Genomic DNA, 24,468 nt, shown 5'->3' on the forward strand with positions numbered 1-24,468 from the left:
CCGCATCACCTCCGTTAATTTAGGCGGCCTGTTCCGTATCGAAGCGCTGTTCTACCGGTACAATTAGTTTAACGCCCTCTTTATCGACGGCGTGGTACTCTCCGTCCGCCGCGCGTAGTCCGAGCAGATCCGTGCCTACGTCCTCAATCTGCGCGGTAACTATTTTCGTGTTTCCGCAGTATTTCGCGGAGGTAACGACATCACCGTGCTTAAACTCGCCGACCTTACGCCCGAGCTTCGCCCATTTAGCGATTTCCTGCGTTTCCTTCTCGATAGCGGCGATCTCCTCTGCGGACAGCTTAACGAGTTGGTCCGGCAGCGCAAATCCGTAGCTAGCAGCGTCTTCAATTCCGATTCTCTTCGATTCCCATTGCGTAGATTTAGGATTAGCGACGGTGTAAATTCCGCCGTCAGTAAACCCGTAAAGTCCGGAATTGTTTGCGCCGCTAATCAACCGCACCTTATCGCCCTTTGCGAAAGCATCGCGCGGGTCTTTCGGCGCAACCGCCGCGTTATACTCAGCCTCCGTAATCTGGCGCAGGGCGTCCGCGTTGCAGTATCCCCGGTTACCGCTAGTTTTCGTCACGACAAGCTTATAACGGCCGTTGAATCCGTCTGATACTACGTTTACGTAATCCCCGGTAGAGAATCCGCCGAGTGCCTGCGATTTACTTACGTCGACGATCTGCGCAAATCCTCCGTCAGCGAACGGACCGACCGCGATTTTACGCTGAGCTTCCGCCCGGGCCGCGCTTACTTCTTCGGCGGTTGCTGGCGTGAGCTGATCCGGCGTAAACCATCCGGCGCGAGTACCGTCGAGTTTCTTCCCGCGATATGGACGGTTCGAGTGGTCCGTTTCCGTAAGCTCTACGATAAGGCCGACGATTGCCGCGCTAGCATAGCTCATATCAAACGCAAGCACCTTCGCGTAGTCTCCGATTTTCAAGCGCACAGGTTCCGCCGGCTTACGTTGCGCAAGGAACTCCGTTTCGGTTGCGGGCTCTACGTTGTACGTTACGAGCCAGTTTCCGCGCTTTCCGTCCACAGTCTCAGCGCGGAATTGTTGGCCGCCGTACCTCGCGTTATCTTTAGTTTCTGTGATCATAACTACGCTGCCCTCCGTATAATCGTGACATACGGAATTGCCCGTAACCTTAACGTAGTCACCCGCGCTGAAACGTTTAGGCTTCGCTTTAACTTGCGTGTTGACCGGTTCGAGTACGACGTATTCGCGGAGATAGGCGCTATTGCGTTCATTAACGGTATCCCTGAAATAAACGTTGCCCTCTTCGTCTATTTCAATTACCGTAAACTCATCGCCCATAACGTAGTCAATCGCAGCTACCGGATTAACGATCTTAATACGCTCACCTACGGCGGCCTTACGTTTGACTTCGCGATATGAAGCCGCCGGAGTCTCTACGCTGACCTTTTCGTACACGTCGAACACGATACCACTCGCGCCCATATCGTAATCATCTCCGTCATCATCCGTAATCTGCGCGCCACCAGCGAAGTCAATCTCGTTGACAAGGTACGCTTTACCTGAGGTAAGGTAGCTACGCGGAGCCTCCGCAAATACGATAACGTCACCTTCGCGGGCCGAGCGGTCGACCTTGCGATACTGTGCGGATTCGAACGTAAGATCAGCGGGAGCATCGGCGGTGCCTGCGGAGACTACTGGCGCGTAGACTTCGTGTTTCCAGCACGAAAGCTGCCGTGAGTCATCCGCACCATCCGCGAAGGAGTAGTCGCCGAGCACGTTATAGAACGCGCCTGCTTCGATATCTTCGCCGCTTTCCGTAACCTTAACGATATCGCCCGCCTGCGCCTTGCGGTCAACTTTGCGGAATTCTACGTTACTGCCGTCGATCTCTACCATTACGTTTACAGCCGGAATTACTACGTTTAATTTCGTCATTTATACGGGTCTCCTTCGTTGGGACTGAGCCTTCGGCGCTTACCGTTAGCTCCTCCGCCCCGATAATGCGTTAATCTTACGTTTAGACAGCGGTCGGTAGTGGTAATTCCTCCGTGATCACAGCGGCCGAAACCGTATAGATATCGCGGTTAAGCGCTAGAGGCAGCTCAACCCAACGCTCAGCTGCACGTGCTTCTCCGCACCAGTACTCCGTAAGGCAGCGGTTCTCGAACATATACACGCGAGGCACTTCGCCCTCGATCACCCATACGCCAATAATGTAATCAGCGTCGGCTAGGTCGTAGATAGTCCCGTTGCCTTTCTTCGCGTAGACTACGAGGTCGCCGCCGCGATCCATACGCTGCCTAATCGTCTTCACTTGAATCCGCGCATAGTCTCCGCTTACGGGATCTTGCGCCAGGACATCGTACGCTTCGTCTGTCTCCGATTGGTGCACAGTCCATCCGTTCGCCAATAACGCTAATCTTGCGGCGAGCTCCGAATACTTACCTACGACTTCCGAAATATGTGCCGTCTGAACCACGTCCTCTCTCGTTAAATTCTCCGCCAGCCAGCGCAACCAACACGCAGACCGGCGGTTTATTACCGTTGTTACCTGATGCTAATTGCGGATGTTCGGGACACGCGATCAAAACGGTAGATCCTCTTCGGAGATATCGATAGGAGCCCCGTCGTCGGCTGGCGGCGGAGTCTGCGTACTAGTTCCCGCGCTCGCTCCGATAGACAATCCGAGTCGTCCGATATCAAATCCCGCAACTACGAGATTCTTCGTTTGCTCAGCGTCATCGGCTACGTATAAGCACGTTTCGAAATCCGCGAGTTCAAACGGAGCCGCCCCGAGCTTAGCGAAGTTAGCGCGTTCTTCTGGCGTGAGGTCTTCGTCCATGTCAATGATCGGAGACAGCGCGACGACGGCGTTTGTGCTCGATCCGGTCTTCGCGAGTTCGAACGCGATTGTTCCGAGCTTCTTCTCGTACTTCTTGATTACGGCCTTGAGCGTTTCCTCTTGCTTCGGACTCAAATCGACTACTACGTCCTTACCGGTCGCTAAGTCGAAGAATGCGCGAAGGAAACGTTTCTTACCGCGATACAAATACGCCTCATCCGTAATCTTCTTAACCGCGTCCTCACTGGCGCCGGCATTCTTCGCTGTGTCCGCCTCTTTATAAAGGAGCGCAGCCGCTTGATCCCATACGGTCGGATTAGCGTCAATATAACCGCGAGCATTACGTGTTGCGGGATTCTTAGGAACGAACGTGTTCACTTTCTTGAAGATGCTGTAACCGTAATACTCCGCTACATCGTTAATCGACTTAACGCCAACCTTTAGCGCTGTTCCGGATTTAAACGAAGTAATCGGACTCTCCTTCGCTCCTCCTTCGTTGTTACCTGCCGCCGCTGCCTCTGCGCCTACCTTCGTAAACATCGACATTCGATCACGTTCCTCTTCATATAATGTACGGTTAAACGCATCGTTACTGCGTAGGTTCCGCCAGACCTCGGACAATCGTGCGTCCGCAGCGCGGCATTAACGGTCACTTCCGCGTTAACACCGTGCGGCCGGCGCAAGATTACGCCGTTATTGATACATAGCCCTCCGCGAAACTCGTTAACTCCCGTTTAGCACGTTTTACCGCCGCCAGTACTTCGCACAATTCCGCTTCAACTTCCGCCAAGCTCGCGGTTAGATTAGCGATGCGCGGCGCAGATTTCGTCCGCAATATAGCGATATTAATATCGATGCGCCGCGTTTCTAGTTGTGCCTTTTTATCCGCGTAGCTGCGTTCGGCTTCGAGCGCTTTGACCTGGCGCTTACGGAGTTCCTTTTCCGCGAGCTCGGCGATACAGTCGGCAGCCATTTGCGTGCGGGATGCGTAACGAACGGATTTAACTATGTCCTCATATAGTGCTGCGAAAAACATAATCTTACCGTTAACAAATAGGCGCGCCTCACTTCCGTCGTCATCTACCGTGTTACAAACGTAGCGAGCTGACGTTAATTTTTCGTTAAACCACGTATTTACGTTGTCATGCGTAATTCCGAATCGTTCAACGGCACGTTTAGCTGCGTGGGTTGATGCGAGCCAAGTCATGCGATGACACGCCCCTTCATAGCGTTGCGGATATCAATATAATCCGCCGTGTCTTCGTAGTTTTCGAAGCCTCCGTTATAGATGCGATCGACCAATCTGTTTGAAACGTGGGGATTGCGTGTATTTATATGAGTAACGTTTTTTATACGATTCATGGCGTTAACCTCCGGTTAATAAATAGTAGGCGCAGTTAAATAAGCGTTGACAACCGCAAATTTTTTGCGTAATATTGAAAACGTGAAGTATTGAATGGATATATTTAGGAAATCCTATACATAAGGTAACTAATACCACCGGAATATCTTTAAATTTTTGTGATATAATTAATACTGGAACGGACATCATGCCCGATAGCCCGTTCCGAAAATCATTTAAACGGCTAAGTATTCGCGGACATCACCGAAGCGATTGGCGTCGTAACGGCGAGCAAGTCTGCGAAGCTTACGTTTAACTGTCTCATGGTGTATCCCAAGTGATCTTGCGATCTCCGTGGGCTTTGCGTCTAGCGGCGCGAACAAATATGCTTCGACGATTGTGGTCGTCGTGGTATCGGTCTTGGCGGACCGAGTGAGAGAATCGATCAGCTCCAACTGGTCGGTTCTTTTTTTACGTACAACTCGCTGAATTACCGCTAGCTCAACGTCCGTATCTTCGTCGCGTACATCTGAGTTTGGCGCCTCAGTATCTACGCTGAGTTCAAAACGTTTACGTCGGCGCTGCTCAGCCTTGAAAAAATCAAGCTGTGCGGCGTTAAGCGCTGTTAGTAATAATGCTCCGAAATTATCCGGTGATTTGGCGATCACCTTAAGGATTACGGAATCTAGTAATTCGTCCGCATCGTTGTTATCACCCATACGGGAAAAGACGATTCGGTTACGATTCATTCGGCGGAATAACGTGATTGCCTCTTCATACATCTCGGAAAAAGTGGCATCCGTTCTATCTACCAAATGGACGGCGGCTAACCTATTCAGTTTTTCAAAGTTCAATACTCAACAACTCCCTACATGATATTTTATAATTTTAATGCTTGTCTGCCTTACATAGATAAAGTCGACATGCTCAAATGCCCCGCACACTTTTACAAGAAAAATATGTTAGAATAATTAAGTTATCATTTCGCAAAGTATCGGAGGCGCTCATAAATGTACGTTGTCGGTGAATGCCGACTTCGGGCGCTACTCAAAGAACGTAAACTATCGCAGGTTGAGCTTAGCCGCAGGACCGGATACTCCCGTTCGCAAATCGGTCATTGGATAAACGACCGGAAACGTGTGGGCGTTATGGGCCTCGACAAAGCGCGGACGATTGCGGAAGTTCTCGGTCTTGACTCCCCGTACGACTTGTACGAATGGGAAGAAGCTCCCGTTAAGGCAACGGACGATTAATTTCGTTCGTACCGACAAAAAGTCGTCAAATTTTACGACATTTCACGTACACAAACGCACGCGAATCGCATCTATCCGTTTTGCTGCCTCGCATGCTTCTCTAGTTGCCGCAATCCCCGCCGCATTAAAATCCTTCGCGCTGTTCGGAATCTCTACGTTGTATAATCGCACGTACCCGCGCATCTTTTTTTCGATCTCCCACCGCAGCTTTTCTCCGGCGGCATCGTTGTCTCCCGCAATCAATAGTTCCTCGATCGGGCTGCGGCGCAGTAGATTCGCCTTTTCCTCGGTAAACTCCGATCCGCCGACCGCTAATCCGAACGTACCCGCCGTACTCGCCGTCATTGCGTCGATCTCGGCCTCACCGATGACCGCGCGTTTGATATTCCGCCGATATGCGATGTCAATTCCGTATATCATCGATTTGACCGGAGCCCCTCCGCGCGCATACCAGAATTGTTTACCGTAAGTTGACCGCCACTTCGCGTTAAGAAACGTTCCGACCGGGCTTGTCCACGGCATAACTACCGCATTATTCGTAACGTCGTAACCGCATCTATAAAGCCGCTGTATTACTGGCGCTATTCCTCGATTAGTTAAGTACCGAATCTCTCGTTGTATGTACGGGGACATATCGATCGGCTTACGTATGGCAGCTTGCGGTTCGGGCGCGTTCAATCGGATACGTAGCGTTGGGCGCTCGTCCACGTCAGCACCAACCGTTAACTCTTCAAACGCTTCCCGGAGCGTAATGTTGCGCAGGAAGCTGTATAGCTTCAACGGGCTTCCACGCGCCCACTCCGGATCTTCCGCCCCCATATCGTTCCATGCGCCGAAAGACTCCGAATCAGTATCGACCACAAGCGAAAATGAAGGAGTGTTATCCGCGCGCGAGCCGAACGGAGATGACGCGATTAGGCGTCCGCGAGCATATGATGAGCTGCGCCAGGGGTAACGTTCGATTGCGGATAAAAACAAATCCGCATTAATTGCGGTAAAAGCGCTCATGGATTTATCACCTCGCAGTACTTAGAGTATGGTCAGATTATTTACGCATATTATCAAGTTCTGCGAAATCCTTTTCAAGCTGTTCTATGGAGTTTCGTACTCTTGTTACCAACCAAAACTCTTCGTCGGTTATGAAATTGTTATAATCACGTGCAAATGTTGTCGTTTCTTTGCATCTTTTAAAAGAGCTTTCACTCATAAGAGCTTCGAGGTCATTCCTCAAAGCAGTATATAACCGTGTCATAGCTATCCCTCTTTCGTATGGGATTTCACCATTTACCATCCCTGTGATAACCCTTTTATTTAGTGGATCCGAACTAGGGATAATTCCTGCGCGATAGTATAGATCATCAGGGTTTACTTCGAGTGCTGATGCAATTTGGTCGAGAGTGGCAATCTTAGGAACGGCCTCGTTTCTTTCAATCTTACTTAATTGAGAAGGACTTATTCCCGACTTTTCTGAAACATCCCTTAGTGTTAGGTTGCGCTTAACTCTTAACTCATTAATATAATTTCCTAGAAGTGGTATGTTGAATTCAAAGTCCATAATTTACCTCCTAATTGGTTATGTTGTTAGGATAACCAACCTTGTCCGTAAAGTCAACATTTTATTTCTAATCAGGAAACAAGAAATTAACACACCAACCTACGCTACAAACTTCGCAGCTTCATCCGCTAAATCCGTCTCCTGCACGATGCCCCAGTTCGGAAGATATACGATCTCAACGCGCGTATCCTCGCCGCCATTACGCCCTTTACCGAGTTCGATTACTCCGCGCCCTTCGTGTGCCAGCGTATCTATACCGAAAATGTTCGCGGCATCCTCAAGTATCGCTTTCGACTTCTTAAGCTCCGCACGTTTTGGCGGCCGCAGCTCGCGTACTCCATCCTCGCCCTTTTCTGACGCATCTTCCTCCGCTTGTGTTACGAGATGAATTACGGTCTTCGTCTGCCCCGCCAGGCGCTTAAGCTTAACGGAGGTCGCCGCCACATCACCACCGGCCACCCGCGACGTGTTCGCTTCGTAATCCATGAGATATATCGGATCGACTACGACTACATCCGCCTCTGTTTCGCGAATGTCCGCCTCTAATTGCGTGATTCCTCGCTCCGTAAAGCCTTCGCTATCTGCAGCGCGGAGTATAATGCGACCCGGAATCAATTCGTTCAGCGTACGGAGGAACGTTTCAAACTGCGTTTCGAACTCGTCCGTTAAGCGCCCCATTAATAGCGCCTTATTTTCGAAGCCTGCCGCGTAATCCACTCCGTCGATGTTCGCATTAAATAGTCCGTTACGTGCGCTGATTGACGAGTAAGCCCGCGCCATCCACTCGAACTCCGACATCTCTAACGCCCATACGAGAACAGTTGCGCCCTGAAACGCAGCTTCGATCGCGCCATCCTCCATTACAAGAACGGATTTACCGCGACCGGATCGCGCATACCACGCGTAAGTGTTGCCGGAGAAATAACCGCCAATTTGATCGTTAATAGATGCGAATTTACTACGCCAGATACGAAATGACGTACCGGCTTTCCGTGCTCGATACTCCGCTAGGAACTTATCCGTCTCACTGGAAACGTCTGTTAATATACGAATGTTTGTTCGTGTTTCCAGTTTAATCCGTTCGAGCTGTTTCGTCAATGATGCGACAAACTCTTCCGTTGTCTTTGTGTCGAAATCGCGCTGCATATTCGGATCACTTAGAAGCTTCGCTGTCGCACGTTTGCCCGCCGCATCCTTTAACTCCCGCGCTAAATAGTCGAAACTATCCGTTACGCCCGGTATATATGCGCACACTTCGTCCGGAAATTCCGCTACGAAAGTCGATAGCGATGGCGCTACTCCGCCGTTATCTGCCGCGTACTTAACAACGAAGTCATGCGCGCGCTGTTCGCCTTCCGTGGCGTAGTCTGTTCGCTTAATGCCGAGCCGCGTTAACGCCAGGACATCGCCGGTGTCTACGATCTTAGATAGTAATTGCTGACCGTGCGCCGCCATAGGTACACCTCCTATTTTACTCTCGCTTAACCTAACACCCAACTCCCATATAAGACGATATTCATTCGACATAGTTGGGATTATTTATAAATTATTGGACGGCATTAGGAAATAATTAAGTACGTTAATGTATTCTCAGTGCGTTATCATAGCGCAATTTGTCGAATATAGCCGCAATTATTACGCTATACCATACGTTCTCCCGAAATCGCATCTTAACGCCTATTTACGCCGTTTTGCGCAGACCTCGCTTACTCTCGCCGACAAATCGTATCTCTACGCACTGTTCGCGTATCCTATCGGCTAACCTCGCGTCGAACACTTGCGCCAGATCCGCGAGCATCACGTTACTCGTGTACACCGTCGGCAATCCGTTAGCCACGCGATGATTAATAACGCTATGCAAGTCCGCGCGGAAGGCTTCGGATGCTGAGCGGACGCCGATATCGTCGAGGACCGCGAACGGAGCCGCCTTCGTACGCTGTTCGATCGCATAGTATTCGGCAGCTAACGGTTCGGCGGTCGCAGGCGGTACATGCGCTCGGTTGAATCCGAGGAATAACGTCTGCCAGGCGTTTACGTCACAAAAGTAAGCCGGACGTTCCAGCGGTTGCCCGTTCCGTTGGATGCTCCCGATATAGTGGCGTATTATCCATTCGTGTAGTAACGCTGCGGCTGTCGTAGTCTTTCCGGTGCCAGGCGACTCGCTATACAAGTAAAGCGATTTAATGCGCTCATCTGACGTATCACCGAATTGCCGCATGAAAGTTCGCGCATAAGGCTCGACTACGCTGTATGCTCGGTACTCCCGCGTTTTGTCCCGCGCTAGGGCTTCGCGTGCTGGCGAATTGGCGAGCGTAATACCTTTGTAGTCCGCAGGCATATTCGCCGCACCTACGCGTCCTCCGAGTCCATTTGCGCCGTGGCAAGCGATGAACGACGGACAGCGCGAGTTACACTTGGCGGTGTCGGCTAGCGAACACGATCCCGCGAGTATACAGTTTTTTGAATGAGCATTGTGTGACATAACGTTCCTCCTTTACGTAACGTACGTATAACTATACGACGCGAATCGTAAATAATGAACTACGTCTTACAAAAAATCCGCAATCTCCTCCGCAGTCATCCCGCCATTTACTACCGCCGTCTCCACCCGTTCCTTACGTTGCCCGTTCGCAAGGACTTGCGGCATAAGGCGGGGCAGTAACCACGTTATCAAAAAGCCCGCCGTTAACTGCGGATACAGCGGTGTTACGCGATGTTCCGCGAAAGCACGTTCGATCGTTTCGCGTAAAGCCCCCGCACCGTACAGCGTGAGCGCACGTTTGATTACGCCTTGTTCGAAGCGATAACCACCTGCAGCCGGAATGTACGTTTCGACTCCGTAGCGCTCACGATTGAGCTCCGTAATCATTACCTGGACGGTCAGCGTATTCCAATCCGCGAGGGGGAGATTACGCCAGTCTTTACGTTGCTCTGCGGTGATACGCGGTTTAGCTGGCGTTTTCTTGCGTGGAGCCATTACGCAACACCTCCGTCGCTGTACGTTTCATGAATCCAGCTAGGTCCGCCATTGACGTGTGCATCGACACTGACGCGCCAGATATTCGCTTAAGCGCTGCTCGATAACGTTGATTCTCCGCCACCAGTTCCTCACGCGTCTTCTCTAACGTTCCGTCCGGCAGTCTGCGCTTAGCTGGCACGTGCTCCGCAATCCGTTTGCGCAACCGCTCCATACCCTCGCGGCTAAGCGGTGGGAACTGCGCATCGAACTCCGCCAAGTCTTCCGGAGTGGCTAAGCGGTGCGACGCAGTTAGCCGTCCGACTTCCGCCTTTAACCGCTCATTCTCCGCAACAACCGGCGAGTACACTTCGCAATAGAAGCAGAACGCGTCCTCTACGTGGCATTGACACGCGCTACTCATTCGTCGGCACCTCCAATAAACTCCGCAGTTTAGCGTTAATGAACGCAGGAGGATACGTCATGGCGACAGCAATGCACGTACGCAAACGCTCAAGCTCCGCCTCTGCGCTAATCGCCCGTTCAATTGCGATCGGCCAACCGGTGCGCGCTTCGTTAATAAACGTCGCATCCGCCGCATGTTCAAGAGTCGCAGCGAGTACGTAATCATCCGCGTCTAGTACGTAGTAGCCGTCCGTAGTATCTGCGGTCTGCCACGGTCCGCTAGTCGCCGCGTTGCAGATCGCTAGGTCAGCGTGTAAATCACGTTTAGTTTCCGTTGTCATCCGGTGACACCTCCGATTATAGATTGATAGATTGCGTTGCGTAAAACGCCAAATCCGGCGATTAGCCACTTTATACACACGTAGAGTTCACGGAGTAGGTTTCGCTACATTACGCTGTATTCGCACAAATTGGTAAATTACGGAATTTATACATCGTAGATTTCGCTGTAGTTGCTATAGTTGCAATTAGCGTAGATTGCACAAATATAGCGTTCTCCCGTTTCCTCTCGTTTTCTACGCCGCACGCACGTTTTCATTTTTACGCTTTTCTTGAAATACCGCGACCGCATCACGCCAGCTTAACGCTTGATAGCGCGGATTATCGTACAACCACAGATTAATCTCGCGGATTTCTTCGTTAGTTAATTGTGTCATTACTTCCGTCCTCCCTTCGTATAATGTTCGATAATATCGTTAACCGTCTTCACTTACGCTGCCTCCTTCTCCGCTTGTAAATACCGCTCGTACGCTTTCCTGGCGCTCGTTGAGCCGGATATTGGCGCCCCTACACGTAGACACTCCGCGATAAACTCGTCGTCTGTATCGGAACACGGAAGCCCTAGCGTATACAAACGCCAATGTACTAACTCGTGTAATAGCGATCCTAGCACGTCCTCAAACGGTCGCTCTGCGTTAACTACCGTAGACATACGTATTTCCTGCATGGTCTTATCCGACTTGCGGTAGTGGAACGCCGCCCATTGACTGCGCCAGTTGTACGTTACCAACGTCAGCGTTCCCGTATAATCCACGCCCCAATGTTTACGTGATAGTTCGTTAGCTATCGTTAGTAGGCGGGATTGTTCCGCGAGTAACTCGGCTTTCCTCATAGCATTATCCTCCGATCGACGCGAGTATTAGCGTAGGCGTCAACATAACGCCCAAACCGACAATCGCAATAGTAAATTTCCGTTTAGATAGCGCGTCCATCATTACAATTCCACCAACAAAATAACAAACCAACGAAGCTACTAGGTAAAATAGAAATAGCGTGATCTCTATAATCATAGCTTCCCGTCCCACGCGTTAAACCGTTCGACTGCTGCCTGTTTACGCAGCTCTTTATCAGCGCGCAAATGGGCACGTTCTGCACCGTACGCAAGCCCCGCGTAGTACTCGCCTATGAATCGTTGGGCGAGCGCCACGTAGTCAATAACTCCGTCCTCCGTTATGTCCGCCAGCTTACCCCGCTCAAACCAGTAACCAGTAATCTTACGGAATCCGAAATGTTTACGCTTAACGTGTAGAAGCGCGCGGATATCGCCGTCTCCGTATATGTCTTCGATCTTAACGCGATACTCCGTCCCGTCCGGCGCAGTTACGGGAAATTTACGCAGACTCATCGGCGGACACCTCCGGTAACTTAACGTTGAAATACTGGCGGAAATTCGTGAAGTCATCCTCGGTGAGCGTGCGCTGTTTATCGCAAGTTGTGCATTGTATCACGAAGAAGGCGTGAAGACGCGGGTCAATTCTTCCCGGTTTCATAAACATATCGTCCAGCCGCCACTCGTGTTCGTGCGCGGGCTTGTGCTTAAACGGCCACATCAGCGGACACCTCCGTCAGTGCCGCGATAATTGACGCGAGCCCAATCGCTTCCGGCGCGGTAGATCCGGCGGCCACTACGAAGGCTACTCCGTTCGCATATGTCTCAACCGTATAGCGCCGCGCACCATTTCGCGAACACGTAAAGGATACGGACATGCCGCCGAACTCCGCGCTTTTATCGACGAGCGCCCACGCTGCGGAAATGTCCGTTGTATACTGCGGAAGTATCGCGTCAATAATTCCGTTGGTACGTTCCCATCCGAACACCGCCTCCGCAATCCACGCGTCCCGTTCCCTTGCGCCTAACTCCGCCCACTTTGCGGTGATTTCTTCGCGTTTCATTACGCAGCACCTCCGTTATTTTTTCTTATCGTCGATAATCGTTGTACTACCGTCCTCTTCGTACTTAACGAGCTGTACGCGATCAACACGTCCGTTCAGATAGTACGCCTTGCGGAAGTACTCGTCCATCTTCTTCCGCGCCTGTTCCTCCGTTTTCCAGAACGTGCTCGACCGGTTGCAACACCAGTGATGCACGACCGCCTCGAACGGTTTCTTCATTCGCTCAATATGTGTTAGCGCCGCCTCCACTTCGCGTAGTTCTTCCTTTAGCGCTCCCTTACGTGTAATCAAGCGTTGTTCCTCCGTCATTTTACCCGTCTCCTCTCCGTCAATTTAGCGTCCTTACCCGTTACCCTTCCGCTAACACTCCGCCCGCCTCAACGTCGCTAATTACGCGCTTCTTCGACGTGTCTAGCGCGTCCTTATGCGCTCTTTCAACGGTAACGTCCGGCCAATACGGAAGCTTCGAATCTAGCGCGGCCTCAATCGCGAATGTCTCCGTATGTAGCGCCGCCATAAATTCGCTAAGTGACGCCGTGTCAGCGCTGACCGCCGCCTTGAAACGTACATAATCGAGTGCCGCACGCAGACCTTCCGTATTTACCGGATAATACGCCACGTCGTCCCATACCTCGCGTTTAGACGGGACTTCGTTACCTTCGACCGCTTTGTATCCGGGAGCCTGCGTAGGGTCTACGGTTCTCCGACGTTTGATGACGAAGTTCTGAGCGTTGGCGTCCGATTGGATTGCGTAATCTGGCGTGAGCTGTGCGTTTAACATTAGGCTGCGCCTCCTTTTTCGTCGTTAATTCCGGGGATTACGATTCCGAGCGTATTAAGCGTAAAGATTAATCCTTCGTCGAATCCGCGGGCAAACATTGACTGCGGAGGGGTCGCGTATATTTCACGAAGTTCCTCATACGCCAGTTCTCGCGCTTCTTCCTCCGTCAGCTCGCGTTCGTATCCGTTGACGAGTGCGGATAGTAGCGTGTCAAACGAGATTGAGCGTATTCCCCTCGTAGATGGCGGAGTTCCGCGACCTTCGCTAACATACACGTCTACGATACGCTCATTACTCAGCGCTGAGCTCCGCAAACCTTCGATTCTGTCCGCAGCCTCGCGCGGAATTGTTACCGGTTTAATCGTTGTCATTACGCGTTCACTCCTTCGATTTTTATTTCGAGCGCTTCGAGTACGTGATGAACTCCGCGCACAAAGCCGCCGTAAGTATCAAACGGGTCAGCCGCCAAATCTACGATACTCTCGTAAGCCTCGCGTATCCTTTCATGCGCTTCCTCTTCGTGTGGCGGTCCGTCAGCCGCTTCGTACGTCTGCGCAAATATCTCCGCCTTACACGGGTAGCGCTCGCCCAAGATCCCGGTAATAATCCAGTCGTCCTCGCTGATTTCGTGGAATCCTTCGAGCGTCTTAATCGCGGGAACTTTGCGGAATGATAACGGTATGTGCGTTGATTTATCGTGATAGCCGACGAATCGGCTGTCGCGGGAACCCCCGTCAATTACGTAACATGCGTAGCCGTCTTCGAGTCCCGGCGTGTACTGGACTGCGTCGACAAGCACGGGCTTCTTGCGGAATTTCATAGCGTAACCTCCTCCATTTATTAAGCGCTGATCTTTTCGTAACGTTCGTAATTCTCGCGGACACGTAATACCGTAGCGCGAACGGATTGGCGCGACATGCCTAGCGCACGACCGACTTCTGACTGCGAATAGTCCGCCATCAACATGCGGATGATCTGCTTAGGCTGCGGCTTTAATCGCGCGAGGAAAGTATCCGCGTCAAGGTACGTATAGTCGTCCGAATGGCCCCGTGTATCCTTTTCCGGCAGCGCATCCGTAGACTTAATCCGTATACAACGGAGAGCCTGGCGCGCTTTATCTGCGGTAATACTGAGTTCCTGCGCTACAACCTCCGGCTGCTCGTCCGTTAAACCTGCGGCGTTTATCTGTTTAATAAGCGGATATAACCACTCCGGTATCTTAATGCCGGTAGTCGGCCGCCGGGATAGCGCGTTTGCGATCTCACCGTAAATGTGCGGAAAGGCGAACGCGCCGAACGGTACAGCCGAATCGTTATAGCGGTCGTAAGCGTTAATGAGACCGATTGAACCTTCGCTGATTGCGTCCGCTAGTGGCGTTCGTGTAGTGGCGCACTGCGAGCGAAAATGGCGATTGACGACCGTATCGACTAGCGGCAAATTATCGGTAATGAAGTCGGCGCGTGATAGCGGACCGAGTAACGGGTTATCGGGAAATCTAGCGTTCATGAGCGTTGATACCTCCGTGTGTGAAATAGTGCAAATTCAATGCGCGATAAGGCCGGGAAATAAGTCGGCGGATAAAATAGGTGTTGACAATGGGCCGGCGTTGTGTTATTTTATAAATCTTTAAAGTACTTAAGATCTAAAGATTTAAGACCTTAAGATCTAGTTTATTAATCACTACCGTTCTTAATAAACTCCGTAACGGGTACAAATCGACCCTTATACGGAACATATAAAGGGAATACGCGCGGATTAACTTGTATTACACATATCTAACTGCGCGGATTTTAAAATATAAGAGATAAAACATGACCGATGCGCCCCGCCGCCGCGATCCTGCCCGCACCCTTCGCTCGCCCTCCGTCATTCCCCCGTTAAATCACCGTTGATTTAGGCGTTTTTATAGCGCGAGGGTAGACTTATCACTCCCGCATATCTCAACCGCTAATTTCACGGTGATTTAACGGTGATACGTAAGGTGGCGATTTGCAGCGCTATTTGAGCGTGATGGATACGGATGTGTAGCGCGCTTGGGTTAACGTTTGTGTGAAATAGTACAAAAAATATCCGTTTACCCTGCGCCATTTGTGCGCCTCCCTCCGCTTACACTAATAAAGCCGACGTCCGATTTAATGCCGCACACTTTTGCGTAAAATAATTCCCGCGTGCCTTATACGTAGATATCCGCAATGACTTAAGGCTCCCGCACCATCTACGGAAAATAAAAAAACGCCGACCTCCGAAGAGATCGACGTTATGCTTGTCCAATTTTTATAAACGTTCCAGCGGTGAAAACTTTGCGTGCTGCTTCGCTACATCCGTTCCAAATAAATTCACGTACATTCTAACAATTTCCAACGAGGTGTGTCCGAGTATCTTCTGCAGACTAAACGAATCACCACCGTTCATTATATACATCTTCGCAAAGGTATGCCGGAACGTATGCGGAGAGACACGGACGCCTTTAATCCGCGCAGCTTGTCCGTAAAGTTGAATTGCTTGCTGAATGCCGCGCACCTGGAACGGCTCATTGTCAATATTGACGAAGATGTGATCCGTATCTATAACGCCGCGCATCTCTGTATACTCGCGTAGATGTTTCTCAAGTGTGCGCGAAAATGGCACGAGTCTTTCCTTACGCCCTTTACCGTAAACTTTCAACGTGCGGTCGCGCCAATCTACGTCCTGCAAGCGTAAGCCTGCGAGCTCACTTACGCGAACGCCCGTATCGAGTAGCGTCATCATTAGTACATAATCACGATATCCTGTAAACGTCGATCGGTTCGGCGCGTCCAGTAGCGTTTTAATCTGCGTATTAGAAAACGTCTCGATAATGCGGCGCTCCGACTTAATAGTACCGATCCCCTTAAATGGGTTCGTATCAATAAAACCTTCGGTGTGTATCCAGTTAAAGAAGGCGCGCCAGCCCCGTATTAATTTATTCATCGTCGCATCCGCGGGAGTAGCCGCGCGCCCGCGTTTAATCTTTTCGCTGCGCTTCGTCTCTAAAGCGTCCATCAAGTGTTCGCGCGTTATGTCCATCGGACGCTCAATTTCTAACGTGGTCAATTGGCGTTCAAGCTCTTTCAGTGTATCGCGGTAATAATCGAGGGTCTTATCGGAGAGATTGCGTATGCGGCAGTAGCGTAAGAAGGCGGCTCTAGCGGCTTCGAAATCCGTAGATTCTGGCGGGAGTTCTGTTGCGGATGAGTTGCGTCCGGCTGCGGCTAAATTAACGCGCCGTTTCCGTTCTGTGGACATAAATAAACGCCTCCAATCGTTCTATTCGTTGGTTGATGACGAATAAAGCGAATGCAGGCGTACAGGTTTCCGTATTTTGCGATTCGTAGGACTAGCGTAATAAATACCGTTTGGGATGCGTAAGGGATACGCACCGACACCGTAATGCTATGCGGATTAACAAACGAGAACACACGTTTTCTTTTAAGTCCTGTGCGTCTGCCTGTTCCGCCACCCCGGCATATTATGTGTTGAAGCTTCATACGTTGTTCACATATAACGCGACAAGAAATATAATATCATGAATATCGATAACGCGCAATCCTTTTTCGAAAAAAAATTATTCACAATAAAAATAACCCGTTCAGCCAGAACCGACACGGGTTATTATTGACGTGGATTATCTGCGCTCGTCACTTCTGCTTCTCATTCCGGCAAGACCCAAAAGTCCAAGCAGACCGAGCCAGCCCCAGTTAGATCCTTTGTTAGTTGCAGCATTCGTTGTTGTACTAGTTGCACGGTATTTGCCGGTCTGTGTGGTGTTGGTTGCCGGGTTGACAGTGCTGTTGGTTCTGTAGTTGTTCCGGGTGTCATTGTAGTTATTGGTGTTGTAGTTGTTAGGTCTGTAATTATCATCGATGCGGATCTTATCTTTCATAATGCTCTCATGCTGATTCAGCGTTCCGGTAGTGCCGTTCATTAGACTGCCTTCCGTGTTCATCATCCGAGTGTGTTCCGCAGTACCATCCATCCCGGTATTCGCGGCTGGGATACCGCCCAACGCTGCTGATCCCACGGCATTTGATGCATAGCTAGCTCCCATTAGACTCATTGATAATACAGTACCGCATGCAAGGCTTGTTATCAGCTTGTTCACAGTGTTATGCCTCCCTTTAAGGTTAGTTATCACTGATAATTTCCCCTTGGACGGCACTATCTATGCATGATGGTTTTACTCTTTTACTACATTAACTGTCTTGGTCACAGCATCATAAGTAACCTTTGCTCCAAGTGCCTCAGCCAGCGCACGTATGGGCACATAGGTCATTCCGGTATCGAGAACGCCATCGGTAAGCTTACGGCCGTTTAGGTTAATGGTCACTGTAACGTCTTTGTTCACCTGATCATCCCCTCCGGTAATCTTTTTTAAAGCCTCTTTGGCTTGGTCCGTCGTTGGACGTTTACCTGCCCGAAGTTGATCTATACTTAAACCGAAAGTCATCTGCAGATGTGAATAGTCTTTAAAAGAAGTCCAGTCTCCGCCCCATTCTAAACCAAGCCGTTTAGCCTCCTGTACAACCTCTTGCCAATCCGCAGTCTTATCTTTATCACCATCACGATTGATATCCCAAGAAAGGCTAGTGCCATTCGGCAGCAAAAGCGCAAAATCAAACGCAAGACCATAATTATGATAGCTGGTACCGCCTTTAGCGTTGGTAACTATCGGCCCCGGTTTGCTTCTACCCTGCGCATACAAAGCATTTTGCTCAGCAATGGTCCGTAGACCCTGAGTAATAACGATAGGGACTCCTCTCGCATGGCTTTGCTGAATCAAAACATTCGCACCTGCCGCCAAGACAGGATGAAGCCCGACCAGACGCGCCGCGGATTTTTCCCTCAATTGCTCCAAAGTCAGCATAGAATCACCCCTTTGGTATATTCAATGATCCCTTTGCCCTATTTGCCTGTACCCCTGTCCCCCTTAGGATGATTTCCACAAAAAAGGACAAAATATTTAACGAAAGGTGGGAGACATATGGATATCCATAGCGATAGCTATAAAGTGGCAGCCCTTAGTGAACAGGAAGAAGCACTGGAAATTATTCGGAATGCTGAAGCTTCCATTGCACATCTGACCGGTAACCCTACAGTTACCTTAATCGCTTATGAGAAAAGCGAAGGCAGCGGTTCTCAGCATTAAACGATGTAGACCTCGACAATATCATCCACATCGATCCACTTCCATTCCTCCGCCCACTGCAGCTTAAACTCACGCGAGTGGGTGTGAATGGAAGTCACAAAACCACTTAACATCGTATTTTCAAAAGGGTCAAAAAGAACAACTGTCACTCGTACATGACTCCGCAACGACAACGCCAGTGTACATTCGATCTCCTCCAGCTTCTGCTCATCCAGAATAGGCTTGATGCGGCGCAGCGTTTCCCGTTCATCTCTTATAATTCTTATCTTATGCTCCGGCAGCATCATGCGGCTGCTTTCCCACAGCCCGTTTTTCTCCAGCTTTTTGCCCATGGTAACCCCTCCTTAATTATATATCTATTCCTCTGAACACGAACGTATGTTTGTATTATATCCGCATCTTCGCATATTAATCAATAATCAGGAAAAAGATACCTTTTTCGGAATCTCTATTTTATCTAGAAGATGTATAATAATGTATATCTATTCAAGCTAAAATTCGCAGCAAAAAGACGCTGACAGATAAACTGCACAGCGCCTGATTTGATTTATTCTTGAACAACATCTCCAGATACCGAGGTAGCTTCACCTTCGGAATCTATAAGTCCAGTTGCTTCTCTTGCCTCATTAAGCTTGGAGATACCGAACAACATCGCTATATCAGCCTTTTGATTCAATTCATTAAATTGCTCAGCCGTAACATTTGCGGAATCTGCGCCCTGAGAAGCCTCTTTTTTTAAAGAATAAGCACTTTCAAAGGAAATTTTAGACTCTTCAAGCAACTTACGAATGTCTTCAGGCAAGCTGGAGGAAATTTTTACTTTCTCGGCTTGATTCGATAAATCAGTTGCGGTACTCTGGAATTGCTTAATTTTCTTCTCCAACTGCTTGTCCGTGAGTTCTCCTGCTGAATAACCCGTAATGGCTTCATTGAACTCCGCTAAAGAAGATTTTCCCGACTCTTCAAGTTTAGACATTTCATTGTAGAAGTTTTGCACGGTCTCCTGCACTTCTTCCTTCGTGGCAGGTGCCGATGAAGTTGAATTATTGCTGCAGGCGCTAAGGATGACAGTCATCATCAGCATTCCTATTAGTAAAGCTTTTTTCATTATTTATCCCTCCACTTAACAGGATAATGTCGGTTTGTGTAAAGCGCAAATGAAATATATGTAAAATGACTGTTATGTTATAATTATTTTAATTGTGATCAGGAAAGGAGAGTATTTATGCCTTATTGCACCACCTGTGGAGCGGAATACAAGCAGGGCGCTAAATTTTGTGGAGAATGTGGAACCAGCCTTAACGGTACCGCTCCAGTGACCGCCCATCGACCAGCAGAAGATAATCATGTCAATCAAGAAGTTGTGCTCTGGAAAGGCAAACCTGCCGGCATCTCAGATCGACTTAAAGGAATTATAGCTCTTAACACAACTTCATATACCATTACAAGTCAGCGCATTATGTTAAAGACCGGACTTATCGGTAAAAATGTTGAAGAAATCGAATTGCTGCGCGTACGCGATTTATCCGTGAAACAGTCAATAATGGACCGGATGCTTGGCATCGGGTCATTAACTGTATTTTCTGATGATGCCTCAGCGCCTCAGCTTCTTTTTCGAAAAATCCATGATGCCCAAACCGTCAAAGATGTTCTGCGCAAAGCCGTTCGTGACGAGAAGATCGCCAACAACATTAGCTACCGCGAACAAATTTAAGACGCTCATACGTAAAAAGGCCCCGGAAAACCGGGGCTTTTTGCTTGCGCTTGTACACTTGAAGTACTCTTTTTTAAGGAAGATAAAATGCCCCCGCTGGGATAACCCCCTTGATCTGGCTAGGACTCTCCCACTGCAAAACAACCCGGGCGTCGCCCGCATTCTCATAATACTCCACCTTTATTTCATACGGCTTACCTGCAATCAGACTTATGCTTCCTTTTCGTTCCTGGCCGCTCTGATTTACCCAACTATCAATGACTAGCCCGCCATCAATCCATACCCGTATCCCATCATCAGAGTAGGAATAAATCGTATAAATCTCGCTAAAAGCAGCCGTCAGCTTCCCACTCCACCGCACAGAAAACGCATCTACACGAATGGCAGGATCAGGCGAACCTTGTCTCCATGAAAAGTTAATATTGGCATCCGTACGCAAAAGTGCAGGTGTGCCGCTAAGCGTCATGTTATTGTAGTATTGCCCACAGAGTCCACTCTCCAGCACACTATCCCCGATAGCAGCGAAAGCGGCGGCCTCAGCAGCATACTCCTCTCGTGTGAATACCATTTTGTCGTTCATAAAAGCTTTTATCACAGCATCGGTATTCTTCTCATAGAGGAGTTTCCCCCAGGTCAGCTGATAAGACCATTTGGGCTGCGTTTTGGACAACAGTTCAGCAGACGGAAGCTCTCCATTCTCACCAATCGCAATCAGCTTGCCACGACCCAGATCCCATAAATTATCATAATGGCTAATCTTGAAATCCGCGTCATAAATGTCGAGCGCCAGCACATCTACCTTATCACTGCCCGGATAGTATTCTGCCGGCTCATCACACCACTGATTTTTTGCATTTGGACTCCAAACCCACAATAAATTATGCAGCTTATGATAATTGGTAAAACGATCGAACATAAGGTTCCACAATGCAGCGTAATTGCTCTTTTGCCCCCACCAAAACCATCCACCATTCATTTCATGATACGGCCGCCAAAGTACAGGAATCCCTGCGTCATTAAGCTTTTTCAGCGACTGGGCTATCTTATCCAGATCAGCTAACAGCGCATTATACTGGGTGGTACCTGAGGTTATATATTTATCAAAATCAGCATTGCTTAGGCTCGTATTTACATTCCCCCAAGTTGGCGCTGTCCCCGGTAATGCAGCGTGATAACACATCGTTACGATCCCGCCGGCTCTAGACCAGCGTATCGCACTGTTGACGACCCAATTCCGCTGATTGTCAATTAGAGCCTGGGACTGATTATTGATTGCGCCCAGCTCGTAGCCATGAAGCGCAGCATATTGCCCACTGGTATTTTTAAGCTTCTCCATAAGCTCGTCTGCACTTTCCAAATAATCATGTTGGCCGCTTATCACACCCTTTCCCTGCAAGTAATAGAGGGTATTCAGCAATAGCTGAGCCGAGGACGACAGTCCCGAATCCGCCGGAGCCATTTGTAATCTGCGAAAAGCCATCTGCCACTGCACATCGCCCACGAACCTTGATGCTGAATCAACCATCTGACGAATAATCCGCTGCTCCATCTATTCTCACCATCCTTTTAAATCTTTTTAAGTTATAGTATGGGGACAATAGTGACATGAACTCAGCGAATGGACATGAAGTTGTAAAATAAGTTGGGACGATATAAGGAACTGCTGAATAATTTCACGGCTCAACAAAAAAAGGAGCTCAGCGGCTCCTCATTACTTTTTTTCTTATCTCGTGTACCTTAAAGGCAATAGCTCAGTGATTTCATATTTAGCTAATCGGTCATCCTCCGATACAATTATCTTGCAGTCTATTCCGTAATCCGCAATTAACTCTCGGCACATGCCGCAGGGAGAGACTACTTTAATCTCTTTTTCCTCGCTGTCTGGATCAGAATGCCTTACCGCAACAATCGTATCAAATTCCTTATAACCTTCGGATATCGCTTTGCCAATCACCATCGCTTCTGCACAGACTGTAATCCTCCCCATGCTGGCTTCCACATGTACCGCTGTAAAAATCTCTCCTGTTTTAGTACGAAGCGCTGCACCCACATGATGACGCCCCCATTCATAACGTCTGGTAATTATATCTTCGGCAGCCGTAATAAGCGTCTGATCCTCAATGGTAATTATGTACTCCATATCCAGTTACGTCCTCCTTTATTTTACCTAATTATATTAAATCGCACTGAATTATGATATAAGATATACTATTTTAAGTGCCAAAAAAGGAGGAGCAGAATTGAAAGTGAAAAAATGGATCTCCAGTCTCATCATTGTTGCATTACTTGCTTTGGCTAGTTACTGGTTTGAACAAAACGGAGAGCCTACAGACCCCTCGTCTCCATCCAATTCGAGTGTTGTTCAGCTAACCTTCCCATCAGACCGCTATCCTGAGACCGCCAAGCATATTCAGGATGCCATTGCGAAAGGTGAATCCGCCACATGTACGATTAACCGAGAGCAGGCTGAAGAGAACCGCAAAGAGTCCTTAAAAGGGATCCCTACTAAAAAGGGATATGACCGGGATGAATGGCCAATGGCTATGTGTGAGGAAGGCGGCGTTGGTGCCGACATTGAATACATAACGCCAAGCGATAACCGCGGGGCAGGAAGCTGGGTTGGCAATCAGCTGGAGGATTATGCAGACGGAACCCGGGTGGAATTTATGTTTAAATAACGATCTGTCTGACCATCCCCAGGCAACAGAATAGCCCCACCTGGCATTCGCCAGACGGGGCTACACTTCACATCAGCTAACTTAGAATAAGCAAGCTTTAGTGATGATAACCAGCAAGATGAAAAGTACCAGGATTGCTCCTGTAGAAGTCCAAGGACTACACACCGGACCTACTGATGCTGGACTTACTACCGGACCTACGTTACAACCACAACCATGTTCCATACCCATTTTCAATTCCTCCTAATGATTAATGACTACAGCACAAGATATGTAAAAAGGAGATAAGCCGTTTGGGCGAATTGGCAAACAAATGCCAATCACCTAATGAATTGAAGGCGGACAGTCGATAAACAGGATATACACAAAGGAGGTGCAATATGGATATAGCTGCATTATCAATGGCAATGAGCCAAGCATCCTTAGCTCAAAATGTTGGGATACAGGTCATGAATATTGCCAAGAATCAGGCTGAAACCCAGAGCCAAACTATGGTGGAAATGCTGGGCAAAAGCGTTGCTCCGAATTTGGGAAAAACACTTGATATTAGTGTGTAATTGCTTTATGCTAAGGGTACATGAGAACTAACGTTCCTATGTATCCTTAGACTTTTTTTACTCTACATAGCCCTTCGGGCTTTTCTTTTGCGCATTTATGCGAACATACGATCCCATTAGTGATTTATTAGTGATTTTAAACGAGGTGAATAAGTTGGAGAACATGAAATCATATTATCAAATGACTGTGCTTGAGAAATGGACGGAGGATCTATACAAGCGATTAAATCTTCATCAGCCTTCGCAAATTTCAATATCGTATATTGCAGAGCGGCTTAATATCTGGGTTCATTATTTGGATGTGAGAAGCAAGAGCATTGAAGCGTCTGCAGGAATGTACAGCCTGTTTATCGACAACCGCCTTCCAGCCAATCTTCAACGGCTAGAGTTTCTTCATGAACTGTGTCATCTACTTCGCCATGGCAGCGATAATCAGACCTTGATGCCAGAGCATTTCACGCGGGCACAGGAGGACGAATCAGAGCGTTTTATCTTGTATGCGGCGACGCCTTACTCCATGATCTCCCGCATGACATTGCCTGAGCAACGGGAAGATGCCATCTCCTATCTTGCAGCAGAATTCCAAGTACCTGCCGAGCTGGCCTTACAGCGGATTGATCAGATCCAAAGACGTGTGTTCCAAGGGCAATTATTGGCCGTGATGGGAAGAAACGAAGAACGACTGACACATATTCGCAACGGATCACGGAGATAATAAGCTTAGTTGCAATAGTTCTCTGCATATTCATTTATGGTGGAATTTCTCGTGAGGGGGAACGACATGGAAGCCATTAAAGTAATTGAATTATTACTGACTCATCCGGATTATAATGTAGATGCAGTACACCCCGAAATCCCGGATTTTGTGGGCATTGAGACGATTGAGGTGGATCACGAAACGGGGACCTTCTCCATTTTATTGCAAGAACCCAAAGAAGACTAAAAGAGAATCATTATTCTTCATAAGTTAAAAGGCAGCAAATATAGTATGTCCCGGCAATTC

General features: G+C 48.9%; 39 protein-coding genes. 7 read left to right on the plus strand and 32 right to left on the minus strand.

What is annotated here, in order from left to right; translation table 11 throughout:
• Nucleotides 1–19: 19 nt before the first annotated feature.
• From MKX34_RS24050 to MKX34_RS24075, 6 genes are all read right to left on the minus strand, one after another.
• Nucleotides 20–1,921: a hypothetical protein gene (locus MKX34_RS24050; protein ID WP_076297484.1), complete on the minus strand. Its 1,902-nt coding sequence runs from the start codon at nt 1,919–1,921 to the stop codon at nt 20–22.
• A gap of 82 nt (nt 1,922–2,003) precedes the next feature.
• Nucleotides 2,004–2,501 carry a hypothetical protein gene (locus tag MKX34_RS24055; RefSeq protein WP_339203630.1) on the minus strand — a complete coding sequence of 166 codons (498 nt, stop codon included), beginning with the start codon at nt 2,499–2,501 and terminating at the stop codon, nt 2,004–2,006.
• Between the two features lie 69 nt (nt 2,502–2,570).
• Entirely contained in the window at nt 2,571–3,449 is an 879-nt protein-coding gene (locus tag MKX34_RS24060; RefSeq protein WP_256717679.1) for a pilus assembly protein PilM, read from the minus strand.
• Nucleotides 3,450–3,513: 64 nt separating this feature from the next.
• Nucleotides 3,514–4,035, minus strand: a complete 522-nt coding sequence (locus MKX34_RS24065; protein WP_076297487.1) for a hypothetical protein — start codon at nt 4,033–4,035, stop codon at nt 3,514–3,516.
• Nucleotides 4,032–4,190: a hypothetical protein gene (locus tag MKX34_RS24070; protein ID WP_179089334.1), complete on the minus strand. Its 159-nt coding sequence runs from the start codon at nt 4,188–4,190 to the stop codon at nt 4,032–4,034. The genes MKX34_RS24065 and MKX34_RS24070 overlap by 4 nt, the downstream gene beginning before the upstream one ends.
• Nucleotides 4,191–4,406: 216 nt before the next feature.
• Nucleotides 4,407–5,024, minus strand: coding sequence for a hypothetical protein (locus MKX34_RS24075; RefSeq protein ID WP_076297488.1), 618 nt, complete (start codon nt 5,022–5,024; stop codon nt 4,407–4,409).
• A 156-nt stretch (nt 5,025–5,180) separates the two neighbouring features.
• Here MKX34_RS24075 and MKX34_RS24080 point away from each other — a divergent pair, with 156 nt between their 5' ends.
• Nucleotides 5,181–5,423, plus strand: coding sequence for a helix-turn-helix transcriptional regulator (locus tag MKX34_RS24080; protein WP_076297489.1), 243 nt, complete (start codon nt 5,181–5,183; stop codon nt 5,421–5,423).
• 42 nt (nt 5,424–5,465) lie between these two features.
• Here MKX34_RS24080 and MKX34_RS24085 read toward each other — a convergent pair whose 3' ends face one another.
• The 21 genes from MKX34_RS24085 to MKX34_RS24185 form a co-directional block, all read right to left on the minus strand.
• Nucleotides 5,466–6,101 carry a toprim domain-containing protein gene (locus tag MKX34_RS24085; RefSeq protein ID WP_179089335.1) on the minus strand — a complete coding sequence of 212 codons (636 nt, stop codon included), beginning with the start codon at nt 6,099–6,101 and terminating at the stop codon, nt 5,466–5,468.
• 367 nt (nt 6,102–6,468) lie between these two features.
• On the minus strand, nt 6,469–6,978 hold the full coding sequence (locus MKX34_RS24090) for a helix-turn-helix transcriptional regulator (protein ID WP_076297491.1): 510 nt from the start codon (nt 6,976–6,978) through the stop codon (nt 6,469–6,471).
• Between the two features lie 99 nt (nt 6,979–7,077).
• Nucleotides 7,078–8,232 (minus strand): DnaB-like helicase C-terminal domain-containing protein, encoded by a 1,155-nt coding sequence (locus MKX34_RS24095; RefSeq protein WP_256717680.1) that lies wholly within the window; start codon nt 8,230–8,232, stop codon nt 7,078–7,080.
• A gap of 1,294 nt (nt 8,233–9,526) precedes the next feature.
• Nucleotides 9,527–9,955, minus strand: coding sequence for a hypothetical protein (locus MKX34_RS24100; RefSeq protein WP_076297494.1), 429 nt, complete (start codon nt 9,953–9,955; stop codon nt 9,527–9,529).
• Complete coding sequence (locus MKX34_RS24105) at nt 9,927–10,304, minus strand: hypothetical protein (RefSeq protein ID WP_143763786.1); 378 nt, start codon at nt 10,302–10,304, stop codon at nt 9,927–9,929. Before MKX34_RS24105 ends, MKX34_RS24100 begins: the two co-directional genes overlap by 29 nt.
• A gap of 46 nt (nt 10,305–10,350) precedes the next feature.
• Nucleotides 10,351–10,680: a hypothetical protein gene (locus MKX34_RS24110; protein ID WP_076297496.1), complete on the minus strand. Its 330-nt coding sequence runs from the start codon at nt 10,678–10,680 to the stop codon at nt 10,351–10,353.
• Nucleotides 10,681–10,914: 234 nt separating this feature from the next.
• The gene (locus MKX34_RS24115) at nt 10,915–11,055 is read right to left on the minus strand and encodes a hypothetical protein (protein WP_179089336.1); all 141 of its coding nucleotides are present in this window, start codon (nt 11,053–11,055) and stop codon (nt 10,915–10,917) included.
• 53 nt (nt 11,056–11,108) lie between these two features.
• Nucleotides 11,109–11,510 (minus strand): hypothetical protein, encoded by a 402-nt coding sequence (locus tag MKX34_RS24120; protein ID WP_076297497.1) that lies wholly within the window; start codon nt 11,508–11,510, stop codon nt 11,109–11,111.
• Between the two features lie 4 nt (nt 11,511–11,514).
• Nucleotides 11,515–11,688, minus strand: a complete 174-nt coding sequence (locus tag MKX34_RS24125; protein WP_179089337.1) for a hypothetical protein — start codon at nt 11,686–11,688, stop codon at nt 11,515–11,517.
• Nucleotides 11,685–12,023: a hypothetical protein gene (locus tag MKX34_RS24130; RefSeq protein WP_076297498.1), complete on the minus strand. Its 339-nt coding sequence runs from the start codon at nt 12,021–12,023 to the stop codon at nt 11,685–11,687. The genes MKX34_RS24125 and MKX34_RS24130 overlap by 4 nt, the downstream gene beginning before the upstream one ends.
• The gene (locus MKX34_RS24135) at nt 12,010–12,228 is read right to left on the minus strand and encodes a hypothetical protein (protein ID WP_076297499.1); all 219 of its coding nucleotides are present in this window, start codon (nt 12,226–12,228) and stop codon (nt 12,010–12,012) included. The genes MKX34_RS24130 and MKX34_RS24135 overlap by 14 nt, the downstream gene beginning before the upstream one ends.
• Nucleotides 12,215–12,571: a hypothetical protein gene (locus MKX34_RS24140; protein ID WP_076297500.1), complete on the minus strand. Its 357-nt coding sequence runs from the start codon at nt 12,569–12,571 to the stop codon at nt 12,215–12,217. The genes MKX34_RS24135 and MKX34_RS24140 overlap by 14 nt, the downstream gene beginning before the upstream one ends.
• A 15-nt stretch (nt 12,572–12,586) precedes the next feature.
• A complete protein-coding gene (locus tag MKX34_RS24145) occupies nt 12,587–12,880 on the minus strand; it encodes a hypothetical protein (protein ID WP_076297501.1) in 294 nt (97 codons plus the stop codon).
• A gap of 40 nt (nt 12,881–12,920) precedes the next feature.
• Nucleotides 12,921–13,190 (minus strand): hypothetical protein, encoded by a 270-nt coding sequence (locus tag MKX34_RS24150; protein WP_143763788.1) that lies wholly within the window; start codon nt 13,188–13,190, stop codon nt 12,921–12,923.
• Nucleotides 13,191–13,351: 161 nt separating this feature from the next.
• Nucleotides 13,352–13,723 (minus strand): hypothetical protein, encoded by a 372-nt coding sequence (locus MKX34_RS24155; RefSeq protein ID WP_076297503.1) that lies wholly within the window; start codon nt 13,721–13,723, stop codon nt 13,352–13,354.
• Complete coding sequence (locus tag MKX34_RS24160) at nt 13,723–14,172, minus strand: hypothetical protein (protein WP_076297504.1); 450 nt, start codon at nt 14,170–14,172, stop codon at nt 13,723–13,725. The genes MKX34_RS24155 and MKX34_RS24160 overlap by 1 nt, the downstream gene beginning before the upstream one ends.
• A 20-nt stretch (nt 14,173–14,192) precedes the next feature.
• Nucleotides 14,193–14,858 (minus strand): sigma-70 family RNA polymerase sigma factor, encoded by a 666-nt coding sequence (locus MKX34_RS24165; RefSeq protein WP_076297505.1) that lies wholly within the window; start codon nt 14,856–14,858, stop codon nt 14,193–14,195.
• A 768-nt stretch (nt 14,859–15,626) separates the two neighbouring features.
• A complete protein-coding gene (locus MKX34_RS24170) occupies nt 15,627–16,616 on the minus strand; it encodes a tyrosine-type recombinase/integrase (RefSeq protein WP_076297506.1) in 990 nt (329 codons plus the stop codon).
• Nucleotides 16,583–16,858 carry a hypothetical protein gene (locus MKX34_RS24175; RefSeq protein ID WP_143763789.1) on the minus strand — a complete coding sequence of 92 codons (276 nt, stop codon included), beginning with the start codon at nt 16,856–16,858 and terminating at the stop codon, nt 16,583–16,585. The genes MKX34_RS24170 and MKX34_RS24175 overlap by 34 nt, the downstream gene beginning before the upstream one ends.
• A gap of 137 nt (nt 16,859–16,995) precedes the next feature.
• Complete coding sequence (locus tag MKX34_RS24180; protein WP_076297507.1) at nt 16,996–17,472, minus strand: WGxxGxxG-CTERM domain-containing protein; 477 nt, start codon at nt 17,470–17,472, stop codon at nt 16,996–16,998.
• Between the two features lie 75 nt (nt 17,473–17,547).
• Nucleotides 17,548–18,234: a M15 family metallopeptidase gene (locus tag MKX34_RS24185; protein WP_076297508.1), complete on the minus strand. Its 687-nt coding sequence runs from the start codon at nt 18,232–18,234 to the stop codon at nt 17,548–17,550.
• 117 nt (nt 18,235–18,351) lie between these two features.
• Between MKX34_RS24185 and MKX34_RS24190 the strand changes: the two genes are divergently transcribed.
• Nucleotides 18,352–18,516, plus strand: a complete 165-nt coding sequence (locus MKX34_RS24190) for a hypothetical protein (protein ID WP_172628852.1) — start codon at nt 18,352–18,354, stop codon at nt 18,514–18,516.
• Here MKX34_RS24190 and MKX34_RS24195 read toward each other — a convergent pair.
• Nucleotides 18,513–18,848, minus strand: a complete 336-nt coding sequence (locus tag MKX34_RS24195; RefSeq protein WP_076128863.1) for a YolD-like family protein — start codon at nt 18,846–18,848, stop codon at nt 18,513–18,515. The genes MKX34_RS24190 and MKX34_RS24195 overlap by 4 nt on opposite strands.
• Before the next feature lie 215 nt (nt 18,849–19,063).
• The gene (locus tag MKX34_RS24200) at nt 19,064–19,624 is read right to left on the minus strand and encodes a hypothetical protein (RefSeq protein ID WP_076297509.1); all 561 of its coding nucleotides are present in this window, start codon (nt 19,622–19,624) and stop codon (nt 19,064–19,066) included.
• A 117-nt stretch (nt 19,625–19,741) separates the two neighbouring features.
• On the opposite strand from MKX34_RS24200, the gene MKX34_RS24205 reads away from it, so the two are divergent.
• Nucleotides 19,742–20,230 carry a PH domain-containing protein gene (locus MKX34_RS24205; protein WP_036683346.1) on the plus strand — a complete coding sequence of 163 codons (489 nt, stop codon included), beginning with the start codon at nt 19,742–19,744 and terminating at the stop codon, nt 20,228–20,230.
• A gap of 73 nt (nt 20,231–20,303) precedes the next feature.
• Here the strand turns inward: MKX34_RS24205 and MKX34_RS24210 are convergent, their stop codons facing one another.
• Together MKX34_RS24210 and MKX34_RS24215 are read right to left on the minus strand one after the other, a co-directional pair.
• Complete coding sequence (locus MKX34_RS24210) at nt 20,304–21,779, minus strand: glycosyl hydrolase (protein ID WP_038572819.1); 1,476 nt, start codon at nt 21,777–21,779, stop codon at nt 20,304–20,306.
• A 174-nt stretch (nt 21,780–21,953) separates the two neighbouring features.
• Nucleotides 21,954–22,370, minus strand: coding sequence for a cytidine deaminase (locus MKX34_RS24215; RefSeq protein WP_038572821.1), 417 nt, complete (start codon nt 22,368–22,370; stop codon nt 21,954–21,956).
• Nucleotides 22,371–22,476: 106 nt separating this feature from the next.
• Here MKX34_RS24215 and MKX34_RS24220 point away from each other — a divergent pair, with 106 nt between their 5' ends.
• A complete protein-coding gene (locus MKX34_RS24220; protein WP_036683407.1) occupies nt 22,477–22,908 on the plus strand; it encodes a NucA/NucB deoxyribonuclease domain-containing protein in 432 nt (143 codons plus the stop codon).
• Nucleotides 22,909–22,989: 81 nt separating this feature from the next.
• Here the strand turns inward: MKX34_RS24220 and MKX34_RS24225 are convergent, their stop codons facing one another.
• Nucleotides 22,990–23,139: a hypothetical protein gene (locus MKX34_RS24225; RefSeq protein ID WP_155288175.1), complete on the minus strand. Its 150-nt coding sequence runs from the start codon at nt 23,137–23,139 to the stop codon at nt 22,990–22,992.
• A 149-nt stretch (nt 23,140–23,288) separates the two neighbouring features.
• Here MKX34_RS24225 and MKX34_RS24230 point away from each other — a divergent pair, with 149 nt between their 5' ends.
• From MKX34_RS24230 to MKX34_RS24240, 3 genes are all read left to right on the plus strand, one after another.
• The gene (locus MKX34_RS24230) at nt 23,289–23,465 is read left to right on the plus strand and encodes a YjfB family protein (protein ID WP_076098563.1); all 177 of its coding nucleotides are present in this window, start codon (nt 23,289–23,291) and stop codon (nt 23,463–23,465) included.
• Nucleotides 23,466–23,628: 163 nt separating this feature from the next.
• Nucleotides 23,629–24,180 (plus strand): ImmA/IrrE family metallo-endopeptidase, encoded by a 552-nt coding sequence (locus tag MKX34_RS24235; protein ID WP_076142253.1) that lies wholly within the window; start codon nt 23,629–23,631, stop codon nt 24,178–24,180.
• A 66-nt stretch (nt 24,181–24,246) separates the two neighbouring features.
• On the plus strand, nt 24,247–24,408 hold the full coding sequence (locus MKX34_RS24240) for a hypothetical protein (protein WP_155288176.1): 162 nt from the start codon (nt 24,247–24,249) through the stop codon (nt 24,406–24,408).
• Nucleotides 24,409–24,468: the final 60 nt, after the last annotated feature.

Source organism: Paenibacillus sp. FSL R5-0636 (assembly GCF_037974255.1).
GTDB classification, from domain to species: domain Bacteria; phylum Bacillota; class Bacilli; order Paenibacillales; family Paenibacillaceae; genus Paenibacillus_AQ; species Paenibacillus_AQ odorifer.

Bases quoted from the DNA above. Each gene is read 5' to 3' on its own strand.
- MKX34_RS24100 (WP_076297494.1), bottom strand. From the start codon at position 9,955: ATGGCTCCACGCAAGAAAACGCCAGCTAAACCGCGTATCACCGCAGAG.
- MKX34_RS24120 (WP_076297497.1), bottom strand. From the start codon at position 11,510: ATGAGGAAAGCCGAGTTACTCGCGGAACAATCCCGCCTACTAACGATA.
- MKX34_RS24065 (WP_076297487.1), bottom strand. From the start codon at position 4,035: ATGACTTGGCTCGCATCAACCCACGCAGCTAAACGTGCCGTTGAACGA.
- MKX34_RS24210 (WP_038572819.1), bottom strand. From the start codon at position 21,779: ATGGAGCAGCGGATTATTCGTCAGATGGTTGATTCAGCATCAAGGTTC.
- MKX34_RS24080 (WP_076297489.1), top strand. From the start codon at position 5,181: ATGTACGTTGTCGGTGAATGCCGACTTCGGGCGCTACTCAAAGAACGT.
- MKX34_RS24135 (WP_076297499.1), bottom strand. From the start codon at position 12,228: ATGTGGCCGTTTAAGCACAAGCCCGCGCACGAACACGAGTGGCGGCTG.
- MKX34_RS24070 (WP_179089334.1), bottom strand. From the start codon at position 4,190: ATGAATCGTATAAAAAACGTTACTCATATAAATACACGCAATCCCCAC.
- MKX34_RS24140 (WP_076297500.1), bottom strand. From the start codon at position 12,571: ATGAAACGCGAAGAAATCACCGCAAAGTGGGCGGAGTTAGGCGCAAGG.
- MKX34_RS24115 (WP_179089336.1), bottom strand. From the start codon at position 11,055: ATGACACAATTAACTAACGAAGAAATCCGCGAGATTAATCTGTGGTTG.
- MKX34_RS24125 (WP_179089337.1), bottom strand. From the start codon at position 11,688: ATGATTATAGAGATCACGCTATTTCTATTTTACCTAGTAGCTTCGTTG.
- MKX34_RS24175 (WP_143763789.1), bottom strand. From the start codon at position 16,858: ATGAAGCTTCAACACATAATATGCCGGGGTGGCGGAACAGGCAGACGC.
- MKX34_RS24185 (WP_076297508.1), bottom strand. From the start codon at position 18,234: ATGCTGACTTTGGAGCAATTGAGGGAAAAATCCGCGGCGCGTCTGGTC.
- MKX34_RS24240 (WP_155288176.1), top strand. From the start codon at position 24,247: ATGGAAGCCATTAAAGTAATTGAATTATTACTGACTCATCCGGATTAT.
- MKX34_RS24165 (WP_076297505.1), bottom strand. From the start codon at position 14,858: ATGAACGCTAGATTTCCCGATAACCCGTTACTCGGTCCGCTATCACGC.
- MKX34_RS24190 (WP_172628852.1), top strand. From the start codon at position 18,352: ATGGATATCCATAGCGATAGCTATAAAGTGGCAGCCCTTAGTGAACAG.
- MKX34_RS24205 (WP_036683346.1), top strand. From the start codon at position 19,742: ATGCCTTATTGCACCACCTGTGGAGCGGAATACAAGCAGGGCGCTAAA.
- MKX34_RS24230 (WP_076098563.1), top strand. From the start codon at position 23,289: ATGGATATAGCTGCATTATCAATGGCAATGAGCCAAGCATCCTTAGCT.
- MKX34_RS24160 (WP_076297504.1), bottom strand. From the start codon at position 14,172: ATGAAATTCCGCAAGAAGCCCGTGCTTGTCGACGCAGTCCAGTACACG.
- MKX34_RS24170 (WP_076297506.1), bottom strand. From the start codon at position 16,616: ATGTCCACAGAACGGAAACGGCGCGTTAATTTAGCCGCAGCCGGACGC.
- MKX34_RS24235 (WP_076142253.1), top strand. From the start codon at position 23,629: ATGAAATCATATTATCAAATGACTGTGCTTGAGAAATGGACGGAGGAT.
- MKX34_RS24200 (WP_076297509.1), bottom strand. From the start codon at position 19,624: ATGAAAAAAGCTTTACTAATAGGAATGCTGATGATGACTGTCATCCTT.
- MKX34_RS24225 (WP_155288175.1), bottom strand. From the start codon at position 23,139: ATGGGTATGGAACATGGTTGTGGTTGTAACGTAGGTCCGGTAGTAAGT.
- MKX34_RS24050 (WP_076297484.1), bottom strand. From the start codon at position 1,921: ATGACGAAATTAAACGTAGTAATTCCGGCTGTAAACGTAATGGTAGAG.
- MKX34_RS24110 (WP_076297496.1), bottom strand. From the start codon at position 10,680: ATGACAACGGAAACTAAACGTGATTTACACGCTGACCTAGCGATCTGC.
- MKX34_RS24090 (WP_076297491.1), bottom strand. From the start codon at position 6,978: ATGGACTTTGAATTCAACATACCACTTCTAGGAAATTATATTAATGAG.
- MKX34_RS24145 (WP_076297501.1), bottom strand. From the start codon at position 12,880: ATGACGGAGGAACAACGCTTGATTACACGTAAGGGAGCGCTAAAGGAA.
- MKX34_RS24130 (WP_076297498.1), bottom strand. From the start codon at position 12,023: ATGAGTCTGCGTAAATTTCCCGTAACTGCGCCGGACGGGACGGAGTAT.
- MKX34_RS24155 (WP_076297503.1), bottom strand. From the start codon at position 13,723: ATGACAACGATTAAACCGGTAACAATTCCGCGCGAGGCTGCGGACAGA.
- MKX34_RS24215 (WP_038572821.1), bottom strand. From the start codon at position 22,370: ATGGAGTACATAATTACCATTGAGGATCAGACGCTTATTACGGCTGCC.
- MKX34_RS24195 (WP_076128863.1), bottom strand. From the start codon at position 18,848: ATGGGCAAAAAGCTGGAGAAAAACGGGCTGTGGGAAAGCAGCCGCATG.